Origin of the sequence: Dorea chungnamensis, assembly GCF_039832125.1 — a bacterium.
Taxonomy (GTDB): Bacteria; Bacillota; Clostridia; order Lachnospirales; family Lachnospiraceae; genus JAFBIX01.
Map to the genome: position 1 here is coordinate 96674 of NZ_JBDOHT010000004.1, position 13095 is coordinate 109768.

General features: G+C 39.6%; 10 protein-coding genes. 2 read left to right on the forward strand and 8 right to left on the reverse strand.

Annotated elements, in window-relative coordinates; translation table 11 throughout:
• Positions 1 to 41 precede the first annotated feature (41 nt).
• Positions 42 to 1514, reverse strand: coding sequence for a stage IV sporulation protein A (gene spoIVA, locus ABE613_RS05010; RefSeq protein ID WP_235231888.1), 1473 nt, complete (start codon positions 1512 to 1514; stop codon positions 42 to 44).
• A 248-nt stretch (positions 1515 to 1762) separates the two neighbouring features.
• Between spoIVA and ABE613_RS05015 the strand changes: the two genes are divergently transcribed.
• Entirely contained in the window at positions 1763 to 2650 is an 888-nt protein-coding gene (locus ABE613_RS05015; RefSeq protein WP_235231887.1) for a LysR family transcriptional regulator, read from the forward strand.
• A 15-nt stretch (positions 2651 to 2665) separates the two neighbouring features.
• On the opposite strand, the gene ABE613_RS05020 is transcribed toward ABE613_RS05015, so the two are convergent.
• The 4 genes from ABE613_RS05020 to ABE613_RS05035 are packed head-to-tail and all read right to left on the reverse strand — an operon-like array spanning position 2666 to position 7013.
• Complete coding sequence (locus ABE613_RS05020; RefSeq protein WP_235231886.1) at positions 2666 to 3679, reverse strand: NAD(P)H-dependent glycerol-3-phosphate dehydrogenase; 1014 nt, start codon at positions 3677 to 3679, stop codon at positions 2666 to 2668.
• A gap of 28 nt (positions 3680 to 3707) precedes the next feature.
• A complete protein-coding gene (plsY, locus tag ABE613_RS05025; RefSeq protein ID WP_347375849.1) occupies positions 3708 to 4352 on the reverse strand; it encodes a glycerol-3-phosphate 1-O-acyltransferase PlsY in 645 nt (214 codons plus the stop codon).
• 2 nt (positions 4353 to 4354) lie between these two features.
• Positions 4355 to 5683, reverse strand: a complete 1329-nt coding sequence (gene der / locus ABE613_RS05030) for a ribosome biogenesis GTPase Der (protein WP_235231884.1) — start codon at positions 5681 to 5683, stop codon at positions 4355 to 4357.
• A gap of 10 nt (positions 5684 to 5693) precedes the next feature.
• Entirely contained in the window at positions 5694 to 7013 is a 1320-nt protein-coding gene (locus ABE613_RS05035; protein ID WP_347375850.1) for a DUF512 domain-containing protein, read from the reverse strand.
• Between the two features lie 140 nt (positions 7014 to 7153).
• Here ABE613_RS05035 and ABE613_RS05040 point away from each other — a divergent pair, with 140 nt between their 5' ends.
• On the forward strand, positions 7154 to 8335 hold the full coding sequence (locus ABE613_RS05040; protein WP_235231882.1) for a ribose-phosphate pyrophosphokinase: 1182 nt from the start codon (positions 7154 to 7156) through the stop codon (positions 8333 to 8335).
• A 772-nt stretch (positions 8336 to 9107) separates the two neighbouring features.
• Here the strand turns inward: ABE613_RS05040 and ABE613_RS05045 are convergent.
• The 3 genes from ABE613_RS05045 to ilvB are packed head-to-tail and all read right to left on the reverse strand — an operon-like array spanning position 9108 to position 13062.
• Positions 9108 to 10271, reverse strand: coding sequence for a phosphoglycerate dehydrogenase (locus ABE613_RS05045; protein WP_235231881.1), 1164 nt, complete (start codon positions 10269 to 10271; stop codon positions 9108 to 9110).
• A 2-nt stretch (positions 10272 to 10273) separates the two neighbouring features.
• Positions 10274 to 11356, reverse strand: a complete 1083-nt coding sequence (gene serC, locus ABE613_RS05050) for a 3-phosphoserine/phosphohydroxythreonine transaminase (RefSeq protein ID WP_235231880.1) — start codon at positions 11354 to 11356, stop codon at positions 10274 to 10276.
• Positions 11357 to 11379: 23 nt separating this feature from the next.
• Positions 11380 to 13062, reverse strand: coding sequence for a biosynthetic-type acetolactate synthase large subunit (gene ilvB, locus ABE613_RS05055; RefSeq protein ID WP_235231879.1), 1683 nt, complete (start codon positions 13060 to 13062; stop codon positions 11380 to 11382).
• Positions 13063 to 13095: the final 33 nt, after the last annotated feature.

Sequence of the window (13095 nt, forward strand, 5' to 3'; positions counted from 1 at the left end):
ATTTATTTTTCTCTATAATATATGTAGGAATCTATAAAGTGTCAGATGATGATGCATACCAGTCCGCCATTACTGTCATTTACAATTTTCTGCATGGTATCCTGAAGTTTTTCCTGACTTTCATCATTGATCATTGCCATCTTATTCCTCATTCCATCCATTACCAGTTCTTCAATGGATTTTCCAAAGATATTCGTTCCCCAGATACCTCCTTCCCGCTCCTTTGTATCTTTAATATATCGTATCAAATCTTCTGCTTGCTGTTCACTTCCCACGATCGGTGCTATTTCTGTCTCAATATTAGCCCGGATCAGATGAATAGATGGAGCCTCTGAATGAATCTTAACTCCGTATTTGTTACCTTGTTTAATAATCGTCGGTTCTTCTAATGTAATCTCTTCTTTTTTCGGGCAGACCATCCCATACCCTTTCATCTTTACAGCAGAAAATGCATCTCGTACTCCTTCATATTCTGCTTTTAACTCCGACAGACTTTTCATTGTCGAAATCAATTCATATTGTCCGGCTATATGTGTCCCTGTCAATTCACTCAACATCTCATAATAAAACTTCTCTGCTACAGCAATCCGAACTTTAACACATCCCGTATCCATTTCGATACAATCTACTTTCATATCTTCTATATATGAACTGTCTGGTTTCTCAATTCCGGCCGCAGCATCTTTAATCTCGCAAAAATGACCCATAACATTTTTTATATGTACCAACATATCTTGCTTAATTTTATGATCTCTCGAGAGCATCTCTGTCCATTTCGGAATATAGAATTGAATTTCTGATATTGGGAATTCATAGAGCACAGCCTCCATAATCCGCATAATATCTTCTTCTTTTAACTGTTCACAATTCACCGGTAATGCACATACCCCCATCTGTTTTTCCCATTCTTCTACAGTCTGCTTTGCCTCATCCCCATATGGCTTCTTAGAATTAACCAGTACAATAAATGGCTTGCCAATACTCTGCAACTCCCGGATTGTTTTCTCGGTTCCGTCACGATAATTTTCTTTTGGAATATCTGTAATTGAGCCATCTGTTGTCACTACTATTCCTATCGTTGCATGATCATGAATCACCTTTCTGGTTCCGATGGCTGCTGCTTTTGTAAAGGGAATCTCATGATCGAACCAAGGCGTTTTTACCTGTCTTTCTTCATTCCCCTCAATATGTCCTGATGCTCCTTCTACCATATATCCCACACAATCAATCAAACGCACCTTCACTGTGACATCATCTGACACCTGAATTTCGGCCGCTTCCTTAGGAACGAATTTGGGTTCTGTTGTCATAATAGTACGTCCAGAAGCAGACTGCGGCAATTCATCCCTTGTCCGTTCTTTGCCATGCTCATCCTTCATATGTGGTAATACCAGAACATCCATAAATCGTTTGATAAATGTTGATTTTCCCGTCCGCACCGGTCCTACAACTCCTATGTATATCTCTCCGTTGGTCCTTGCCTGTATATCTTTGTATAAATGATACTGATCCATTGTCCTGACTCCTTTACGTCTATGCTGTTAGAATATATGCGGTCTATTTTTGATTTAGACTAAGAAAATCAGCTGGAAATATCTGGATAAACGCAAGATTTTCAATCAAAAATTATTACATTTATCAATACATTTTACCCAATTCTGGCATTAATAATAGAACTAATTGTTGGGGCAATAAAATTCGTGGATTTTATTTTAAGTTCATGTTAAGATATGCTCAAACAAATGACGAAAGGGGAAGTCTTATGAATCTATATCATTTAAGATATTTTGTAACACTGGCCCACTTAGAACATTACACGAAAGCAGCGGAGATATTATCAATCACTCAACCAAGTCTCAGTCATGCCATCTCTTCTCTCGAAAAAGAACTTGGGGTAAAATTATTCGAAAAAGATGGTCGCAATGTTGTTCTGACCAAATGCGGGCAGGCATTCCTAGATGATGTTGAACATTCGCTCTGTATACTGGATTCATGTATTAACAAGTTACAAATGACGGGAAGCGGTGAAGGACATATTGACATCGCCATGCTTCCTTCTCTCAGTACTATTGTTTCTCGCCATGCAAAAGATTTTCTAGATTCACAACCGGATAAAGGAATTGACTTCTATTTTCATACATCTACCGGATTGACTTCAGATATTCTTCATGGATTAAAAAAACGCCGCTATGATATCGCTTTCTGTACACTGCAGGAAAATGAACCTTTGATTGATTTTGTTCCAATTTCCAAACAAAAGCTGGTGCTCATTGTACCCAAAGGTCATCCCTTGGAAAATCGAGATTCTGTAGATCTTGCAGAAACTCTCCCTTATCCTCAGATTATGTTCTCAAAAGAAAGTGGACTAGAACCTGTGATAGACAAATTATTCGAAGATTGTGGCGGACGTCCCAAAGTTGCCTACTCCATAGGCGACGACCAGATTGTGGCAGATCTTGTAAGTGCTGGATTTGGAATCGCAATTATTCCACACATGCCAACATTAAATAATATGCCAGTTAAAATCATTGAGATTACAAATTCCACCTGGGAGCGTATTTTTTACATGGCAACTTTAAAAAATGTATATCAGGCACCTATTGTTCATGAATTCAAACAGTTCATAGAAAAAAAGAACGGAGGTCTTTAAAAACCTCCGTTCTTTTTATTCTTTCCAAGGTAAAGCAGTATGTTCAGCTTTACTATCTCGAAGCATAAGTTCGTTCACAGCTTCTCTTGGATCTTTATTTTCAAATAATACTTCATTTACTTTATTGATGATTGGAAGCGAAACATCATATTTTTCTCCTAATTTTACAGCTGCTTTCGTAGAATATACACCTTCAACCACCATCTTGACTTCATCCATTGCCTCCTGCATACTCATTCCCTGACCTATAAGGTAACCTGCCTTTCGGTTACGGCTATGCACACTGGCACATGTTACGATCAGATCACCGATACCTGTAAGTCCTGTAAAACTTTCAATTGCACCGCCCATCTTAACACCGAGTCTTGCAATCTCTGCAATTCCTCTGGTAATAAGAGCTGCTTTTGTGTTATCACCATATCCCAATCCATCTGCAATTCCAGCTGCCAGAGCAATAACATTCTTAAGTGAACCACCTAGTTCCATTCCCAGAATATCCGGGCTTGTATATACACGGAACACTTCACTCATAAACATTTCCTGAAGATAATCTGCCGTCTTCTTAGTTCTTGCCCCAATGACAACCGTTGTCGGAAGGCCTCTTCCTACTTCCTCTGCATGGCTCGGTCCTGACAATACTGCCACATCTGCCTGAGGTATCTCTTCCTCAATCTGCTGCGAAAGAGTCATTAATGTACTTTCTTCGATTCCTTTTGCCACATCCACGATGATCTGTCCTTCTGCAATAAAAGGACACATATTACGAGAAGTACTTCTTGTAAATGGAGACGGAACCGCAAGAACCACAAAATCTTTTCCCTTTACAGTGCTTTCGATATCCGTTGTGAACATCATATCTTCTGGAATCTTAACGCCAGGAAGTTTACTTTCATGTTCCCTCTTTTCCGAAAGCATCTTTACCTCATCTTCATTGATTGACCAGACCGTTACCTGATGACCATTTTTGTGGAGCAAAAGTGCCAAAGCAGTTCCCCAGCTTCCTGCTCCCATAATGCCTACATTTGCCATAATCGTATCCGTTCCTTTCTTTTATTACTTATTTATTTTTTCCGACGCTTAATTTATTCTCCGTGCCAGATAATAATCTTTGAATATTTGCTCTATGTTTAAAGAAGGCTGACAGCATCAAGAACGCAGCAATCGCATACATCTCACAGAGATAATTCGCTGCCACTCCAAATCCTCCCATCTGTCCATATACCACAACTTCCACAAGATATATAATAACAACCGCAAGAGAACCTAATGAAACATATCTTGTTACGCCTACAATTGCTACAAATGCCACCAGACAAATCAGTACCATCCACACATTTGTTGTACTGACCAGAAGCCCTGCTGTTGCCGCAATTCCTTTTCCTCCTTTAAATTTGAGATAAAATGGGTAGTTATGCCCAAGAACTGCCCCCATACCTGCATACATTGCAAGAAGCGGTATCATATCGGCATGGGTCTTGCCATAAAGGAGGTGAACTATAACCACAGCAAACACGCATTTAAAACAATCGCCAAGGAAGGTAACCAAGCCTGCTTTCCAACCCATTGTGCGAAGCGCATTGGTTGTCCCGGCATTGCCGCTTCCCTGTTTACGAATATCAATATTATGCATCTTCCCATATATATATCCTGTCTGAAATAATCCAAACACATATCCGATCATTACACATATCAAACGTTCCATAACTAGTGATCCTTTTCCTTTCTTTCTCGAATAAAGAATTTCAGAGACGTTCCTCTGAATCCGAATGCCTCTCGAATCTTATTCTCAAGATATCTTGTATATGAGAAATGCATCAATTCTTTGTCATTTACAAATATAACGAATGTTGGCGGTTTAACTGACACCTGCGTAATATAATATAGTTTTAGTCTCTTTCCTTTGTCAGAAGGAGGCTGCTGCATCGCTACTGCCTCCGCCATGATTTCATTAAGGACACCCGTTGCTACACGCATGGTCTGATTTTCAATAATCATATCAATCATATCATACAATTTAGGCAGACGCTGCCCTGTCTGTGCAGAAACATACATGATTTCGGCATATGGCATAAAAGACAGCACACGCCGAATCTCATTCTCATATTCCCGCATGGTCTTATCATTCTTCTCAATAGCATCCCACTTATTGACAACTATGATAATCCCTTTTCCGCGTTCATGGGCAATTCCTGCAATCTTTGCATCCTGTTCTGTGACACCTTCTGTGGCATCAATGACCACCAGCACCACATCTGCCCGTTCTACAGCAGTTACCGTGCGGATAATGCTATAACGTTCAATTTCTTCTTTAATCTTATTCTTTCTTCGAAGACCTGCCGTATCGATAAAAACATATTCTTTTCCATCGTGAACAATCTCTGTATCAATTGCATCTCTGGTTGTTCCGGCTACATTGGATACAATGACTCTCTGTTCACCTAATAACTTATTAATGATCGATGACTTTCCAACATTGGGCTTACCTACGATTGCTACTCTCGGACGTTCATCCTCTTCTTCTTCCCCAGAATGTTCTGAAAAATACTTTGCCACCTCATCCAGCATATCTCCCATTCCAAGTCTGGATGCTGCTGATATTGGCATCGGGTCTCCAATCCCGAGATTATAAAATTCATAGACATCCGGCATAAACTTGTCAAAATTGTCGACTTTATTTACTGCCAGAACAATTGGTTTTCCAGATCTTCTTAACATATCTGCAACTTTAGAATCTGAATCCACAAGTCCCTGACGGACATCTGTCAAAAATATGATTACATCAGCAGTATCAATCGCAATCTGTGCCTGTTCTCTCATCTGTGATAAGATGATATCTTTACTCTCCGGTTCAATACCACCGGTATCAATCAAGGTAAATTCTTTATCCAGCCAGGAAACATCTGCATAAATTCGGTCTCTGGTCACACCAGGCGTATCTTTCACAATTGAGATCATCTCACCGGCTAAAACATTAAAAAGAGTTGATTTTCCGACATTCGGTCTCCCCACAATAGCCACAACTGGTTTACTCATGTTAAAACTCCTATTCTAATATCTCATTGACAATAACATCTATAAAATCTTGTCCGCTTGATTTTACAATATCTGCCCGCACTTGTAAAGCATCTTCCACCTGCGCAAGCGTAATATCATCCAAAAACACCTCTTCCTGACTGCGGAACATGTTACATGGCAACAATAATCTGTCCCCCAGCTTTTGATTCTGTAACTGATGAATCAAATCCTGACCTGTAATCAATCCGGACACTGTAATCAATTCTCCGAAAAAATCATTGCGAATCGGATAGACATGTATTTGGGTATTGGAATACTTCTCTTCTATCTTGGAAGCCATCTTTTGTATATATGGATATGCCAGAAACCCTGTTGCAATTGAAAGTTCCCTGTCGCGATCATCCCCATCTACTTTTTCATAAGCTTCTTCGAATTCATTTTCCAACAACCGCAACATTCCCACACCATTCTCCAGCTGCAGATATCCATCATACCGCTCTTCTTCTGGCATCTCTTCTCCTGCTAAAATATACCATTCATCTCCGGCATGAATAAAATGGATTCCATATTCTTCGTAGAACTTGTCCTGCCACCTATGGATCGTATCTAAGATCTTGACTGCATCCTCACGGGTAAATGGTTCCAAAGGATACAGACCCTCTCTGTATTTGGTAAGCCCTACCGGTACAACAGATACGCTTTGCAGGCACGGAACATATTTTGATAAATCTCGAATGCTTCTTTCTAACTCCTCGCCATCATTAATTCCTTTACATAATACAATCTGCCCATTCATCTGAATCCCGCTCTCATACAGTGTATCCACTTTTTTTAAAGCATCTCCGGCGAAACGGTTATGGAGCATCTTACAACGCAGCTCTGGATTTGTTGTCTGAAAAGAGATATTAATTGGCTCCAAATGATAACGAACAATACGTTCTATATCATGATCACTCATATTTGTCAGTGTCACATAATTCCCCTGTAAAAAAGAAAGTCTGGAGTCATCATCTTTAAAATATAAGGTATCTCGCATTCCCTCCGGCATCTGATCAATGAAACAGAACATGCATTTATTATGGCAAGAGCGATATTCATCCATAAACCCCTGTTCAAACTCAATTCCCAAATCTTCTTCGTAATCTTTCTCTATCTCAAGTTCCCATTCTTCACCATTTGGCTTTTCAATCAAAAGAACTAACTCTTCATCATTAACATAAAAATGATAATCGAACACATCTTCAATTTCATTATTATTTATAGAAATTAATTTATCTCCTGCCTCAATTCCTAATTCATCTGCAATGCTTCCCGGCAAGACATCTTTTATTATATGCTCATGCTTCATACATTTGCTCCTTATGAACTTTTGTCATTACTATAGCACACCTTCTTCAAATAGTCCAATCTGTAGTTGACCTTTTTATAGTAAAAGTGATATAAATAACTTACAACATAATATAAAATTCTAAAATACAGGAGATTACTATGCCGAATATTAAATTAATGGAAAATGCGCTTCCGATAGCGCCATTAAAAATTGCTGCTCTTGATTCATGTAAAGACCTTGGACAAAAAGTCAATGATTATATCGTTCAATTTAGGCAGCAGACATTAAAAGAATCTTTGGATTCCCCTCTTTTTTCCAGTTATCAGTTAGATAACTATCTGGTCAAATGTAATTGTCCGCGTTTTGGTTCTGGAGAAGCCAAGGGACTAATTAGTGAATCCATTCGAGGAAAAGACCTGTTCATCATGGTTGATGTATGTAATTACAGCCTGACTTACAAGGTAAATGGACATCTTAATCACATGTCTCCGGACGATCATTATCAAGACTTAAAACGTATTATCTCGGCTGCTAACGGTAAAGCACATCGTCTAAATGTCATTATGCCATTCTTATATGAAAGCCGCCAACATAAACGTACCAAACGTGAATCTCTAGATTGTGCTCTGGCACTCCAGGAATTGATTGATATGGGCGTCGATAACATTCTTACATTCGATGCGCATGATCCTAGAGTGCAGAATTCCATCCCACTACATGGATTCGATAACTTTAATCCTCCGTATCAGTTCATGAAAGCCCTTCTGCGTGCAGAACCGGAGTTAATTGTAGATAAAGAACACTTAATGATCGTCAGCCCTGATGAGGGTGCAATGCATCGTGCGGTATATTTTTCTAACGTACTGGGTGTCAACATGGGTATGTTTTACAAGCGTCGTGACTACTCTACTATCATCAACGGCAAAAACCCAATCGTTGCACATGAATTTTTGGGAGATGATATTCATGGTAAAGATATCATTATAATTGACGACATGATATCTTCCGGTGAAAGTATGCTTGATGTTGCAAGACAGATCAAAGAACGCGGAGCAAGCCGTGTGTTTGTCTGCACCACTTTTGGATTATTCACAGAAGGTTTCGATATTTTCGACGATTATTATAACAATGGTTACATCGACCGTGTTATTACGACTAATCTCACATATCTGCCTCCGGTAGCTTATGAAAAACCATATTTTGTAGTTGCAGATATGAGCAAATTCATCGCATTAATCATTGATGCACTAAACCATGATATTTCCATTGGAGCTGTGTTGAACCCAACAGATAAGATTCATGCACTGTTAAAAAAGCATAATGAGTCATTGGGAATTTAGATGAGTTAGTTGGTGATTGGGTGTGTACGACGAGAGGATGGATGGGATGGTTGCCATTGCGGAGTCCTTCGCTAAGAATCCATAACAGGAAAAGAAGCAGATATTTTGTGATCAGGCTGATTCACCCCGAAATCTTGATGATTTCGAGGCTCAGCAGCCTTCTCAGATTTGGCTTGAAGCCAAATCTTCACACATAATATCTGCTTCTTTTCCTGTAACGGATTCTAGCGCTTGTCCAACGAATGGCAACCATCCCATCCATCTTCTCGCCTGACATCTCCCAAGTCCGCAACTTCCTTATCTGGGAGAATTCCTGCGTGTCATGCAGAGGGGAAGTTCTTAGTAAAGATATTGTCAAAAAAACTGGCAGAATAACTAACTGATTCTGCCATTGTAATAATAATGAATAGTATAAAAACATCGCTCCCCATTGCGCCTCGCGTCAGGAATTCCTCTAGATGAGTTCGTTCAGTAATTGGGAATGTAAGGCGCAAGGGAGCTGGATAGACTGTTCTGTATCCGTCTATCCAAGCGATAGAATCCGTTACATAAAAAAGAGTTGCAATTCCGTGTGAGAATTTGGCATCCAGCCAAATTCGAAAGGACTGCTGAATCGAGAAATTATCCAAATTTCTCGGTGAATCAGTCCGGTCACGAAATTGCAACTCTTTTTTATGTTATGGATTCTTGGCGAAGGATATCGGATACAGAACAGTCTATCCAACTCCCTTGCGCCGCACACACCCAATCACCAACTAACTCATCTAAATTCCTATCTTAAAACACGAACCCGCAATACTTCTCCTACTTTTTTCAGATCTTTTACAACTTTCTCCGGCACATCTGAATCAATATCAATCATCGTATATGCGTATCCACCTTTACTCTTGTTAGTCATATCTGCAATGTTCATGTTGTCGTCTGCAAGAATCTTGGTAAACTGTCCAATCATATTTGGAACGTTGTGATGAAGGAGAAGAATTCTTGTATTTTCTCCTCTGTATCCCATGTCACAATCCGGGTAATTTACAGAGTTTTTGATGTTGCCATGCTCAAGATAATTTCTCAGTTCTTTTACTGCCATCTTTGCGCAATTATCTTCTGATTCTTCTGTAGAAGCGCCAAGATGCGGTATCACAATTGCTCCTTTCACTCCTGCTGTAATAGGCGTCGGGAAATCAGATACATAATGTTTTACATGCCCGGATACCAGTGCATCTACCATTGCCTCTTCATCAACCAGAACATTTCTTGCAAAATTCAGAACAACAACACCCTTTTTCATAAGACCGATTGCATTTTTATCAATCATTCCTTTGGTACTGTCAAGTGCTGGCACATGAATTGTAATATAGTCACAATCCTTATACAATTCATCTACCGTCTTCGCATGATGGATGTTTCTGGATAATTTCCATGCCGATTCAACAGATACATATGGATCATATCCGTATACGTCCATTCCAAGATTCGTTGCTGCATTCGCTACCAATACACCGATAGCTCCCAGACCAATAACACCTAACTTCTTACCCTCGAGTTCGCATCCGGCAAATGCTTTCTTGGCTTTTTCGGCATCTTTGGCGATATTGCCATCTTCTTCATTTTCCTGCACCCAGTTGATTCCTCCAATGATATCCCTGGATGCTAGAAGCATTCCGGCAATAACCAACTCTTTTACCCCATTTGCATTGGCACCTGGAGTGTTAAATACAACAATTCCTTCCTCAGCACATTTATCCAGAGGAATATTATTAACTCCTGCCCCTGCTCTTGCAATTGCCTTTAACTCAGGTGCAAATTCCATTTCATGCATTCCTGCACTTCTTACCAAAATAGCATCTGCATCTTCTGCTGCGCTTACTGGTGCATAATTTTCTGTAAATTCTTCCAATCCTATGCCAGAAATTGGATTTAAGCAATGATATTTATACATGATTATAAATTCTCCTCCTCAAACTTCTTCATAAATGCTACTAATGTTTCTACACCTTCTACAGGCATTGCATTATAAATACTTGCACGCATTCCACCTACTGTACGATGGCCTTTCAGATTCTCTAATCCAGCTTCTTTAGCTTCTTTTACGAATTTTGCATCCAGGTCAGCGTCGCCAGTCACAAATGGTACATTCATGAGAGAACGATCTTTTGGCACAACTGTTCCCTTGAACAGTTTGCTTTGATCCAGAAAATCATAGAGAATCTTTGCCTTCTTTTCATTGTGCTCTTTCATTGCTTCAAGACCACCTTGTTTTTTTAGCCATTTAAATACCTTTCCGCAGATATAAATGCCATAAGCCGGCGGTGTATTGTATAAAGAACCTGCATCTGCATGTGTCTTATACTTCAACATTGTCGGTGTTCCTGGAAGAACATCATCTGTAATCAGATCTTCTCTGATAATCACGATAACAGTACCTGCAGGTCCTACGTTCTTCTGGACACCTCCATATACGACTCCGTATTTTGTAACATCTATTGGCTCTGATAGGAAGCATGAGGATACATCTGCTACCAGAATCTTACCTTTTGTATTTGGAAGTTCTTTGTACTTAGTTCCATAGATTGTATTATTCTCACAGATATATACGTAATCTGCATCTTCTGATATTGGCAGATCAGAGCAATCTGGGATATAACTGAATGTCTTATCTGCAGAAGATGCGACAATATTTACTTTTCCATATTTTTCTGCCTCGGCAGCGGCTTTTTTCGCCCACTGACCTGTTACGATATAATCTGCCACGCCATTTTTCATTAAATTCATTGGAATCATGGCAAACTGCTGAGATGCTCCGCCTTGCAGGAATAATACCTTATAATTATCCGGTATATTCATCAACTTGCGGATATCAGCCTCTGCAGTTTCAATAATCTCCTGAAACGCTTTCGAGCGGTGACTCATTTCCATCACGGACATTCCTGTTCCATTATAATCTAACATCTCTTCTGCTGCTTCTCTTAATACCTCTTCCGGTAAGACTGCCGGTCCTGCTGAAAAATTGTACACTCTGCTCATTTCAAGTTCCTCCATTTTCTTTATTAGTTATTTTTTTCCTTCAAGTCTTTTTCATCAAACGCTTCACTGATGGCTGCTCCCGGTGCGACCATTGGCCATACCTTTTCGTCACAGTCGATCTGACAGTCAATGACTACTGGTTTTCCAAGAGACAGGGCTTTTTTAAACGCTTCTTTAAATTCATCTCTCGTAGTCGCTCTTAATCCAACTGCACCCATAGCTTCAGCAAGTTTTACAAAATCTACAGCATCATTCAAAACTGTCGCCGAATATCTCTGTTCATAGAATAGATTCTGCCATTGACGTACCATTCCGAGTACATGGTTATTGATTACAACTTGAATAACCGGAATATTATGCCGTACAGCTGTTGCAATTTCATTCATGTTCATACGGAAACAACCATCTCCGGCGATATTCACTACTGTCTTGTCTGGCATTCCTGTCTTGGCACCCAAGGATGCTCCAAGACCATACCCCATTGTTCCAAGACCTCCGGAAGTCAACAATGTTCTCGGTTTTGTATATTTATAAAACTGTGCTGCCCACATCTGATGCTGTCCTACTTCTGTTACAATAATTGCATCTCCCTGAGTCTGACGATAGATTTCTTCCACAACATACGGTCCTGTTAACATATCTGGATGATAAGATAATGGATAACGCTTCTTATAATCCATGATCTTTTCTATCCATTCTGGGTGGCTCTGCTGTTCCAGACGTTCATTGAGAATACTGAGAACAACTTTGATATCTCCTACCACCCCATCTGTAATCAGAACATTCTTATTCATTTCTGCCGCATCTACATCAAACTGTAAGATTTTAGCATTTTTGGCAAATTTTTTTGCATTTCCTGTTACACGGTCACTGAATCTTGCACCGATTACTATCAATAAATCACATTCGCTAACTCCATAATTGGACGTCTTAGTTCCATGCATTCCCAACATTCCTGTATATAATGGATCTGTTCCCGGGAAGGCTCCTTTTCCCATCAAGGAATCTGTAACTGGTGCATCTACTTTTTTTACAAATGTATAAAGTTCTTCACTGGCACCAGATAATACAGCTCCGCCACCAACAAATATGTATGGTTTCTTTGCCTTGGATATCATTTTCAATGCAGATTGGATATCTTCTTCGCAAATATCAGTGGATGGTACTACCGGTTTAATCTCTGCTTTTTTATACTCAGCCTTGTTTGCAGTCACATCCTTTGGAATATCAATCAAAACTGGACCTGGTCTTCCTTTTTTGGCAATAACAAATGCCTTACGTATGGTATCTGCAAGATTTTTTACATCTTTGACAATGAAATTATGCTTTGTAATCGGCATAGTAATTCCAGCAATATCGATCTCTTGAAAACTATCTTTTCCAAGAAGTGATACTCCAACATTACAAGTAATAGCTACAATCGGAATAGAATCCATATATGCTGTAGCAATTCCTGTAACCAGGTTGGTAGCTCCCGGCCCACTGGTGGCAAAACATACACCAACTTTTCCGGTTGCTCTTGCATATCCATCTGCAGCATGAGCTGCTCCTTGCTCGTGTGAGGTCAGAATATGGGTGATCTCATCACTATGTTTATATAATTCATCGTATACATTCAAAATTGCTCCGCCTGGATATCCAAATACGGTATCCACGCCTTGTTCTTTCAAACATTCGATTACGATCTGTGATCCTGTCAATTGCATACCTTAAGCTCTCCTGTTCTATCTATAGTATCT

Bases quoted from the DNA above. Each gene is read 5' to 3' on its own strand.
- spoIVA (WP_235231888.1), bottom strand. From the start codon at position 1,514: ATGGATCAGTATCATTTATACAAAGATATACAGGCAAGGACCAACGGA.
- ABE613_RS05015 (WP_235231887.1), top strand. From the start codon at position 1,763: ATGAATCTATATCATTTAAGATATTTTGTAACACTGGCCCACTTAGAA.
- ABE613_RS05020 (WP_235231886.1), bottom strand. From the start codon at position 3,679: ATGGCAAATGTAGGCATTATGGGAGCAGGAAGCTGGGGAACTGCTTTG.
- plsY (WP_347375849.1), bottom strand. From the start codon at position 4,352: ATGGAACGTTTGATATGTGTAATGATCGGATATGTGTTTGGATTATTT.
- der (WP_235231884.1), bottom strand. From the start codon at position 5,683: ATGAGTAAACCAGTTGTGGCTATTGTGGGGAGACCGAATGTCGGAAAA.
- ABE613_RS05035 (WP_347375850.1), bottom strand. From the start codon at position 7,013: ATGAAGCATGAGCATATAATAAAAGATGTCTTGCCGGGAAGCATTGCA.
- ABE613_RS05040 (WP_235231882.1), top strand. From the start codon at position 7,154: ATGCCGAATATTAAATTAATGGAAAATGCGCTTCCGATAGCGCCATTA.
- ABE613_RS05045 (WP_235231881.1), bottom strand. From the start codon at position 10,271: ATGTATAAATATCATTGCTTAAATCCAATTTCTGGCATAGGATTGGAA.
- serC (WP_235231880.1), bottom strand. From the start codon at position 11,356: ATGAGCAGAGTGTACAATTTTTCAGCAGGACCGGCAGTCTTACCGGAA.
- ilvB (WP_235231879.1), bottom strand. From the start codon at position 13,062: ATGCAATTGACAGGATCACAGATCGTAATCGAATGTTTGAAAGAACAA.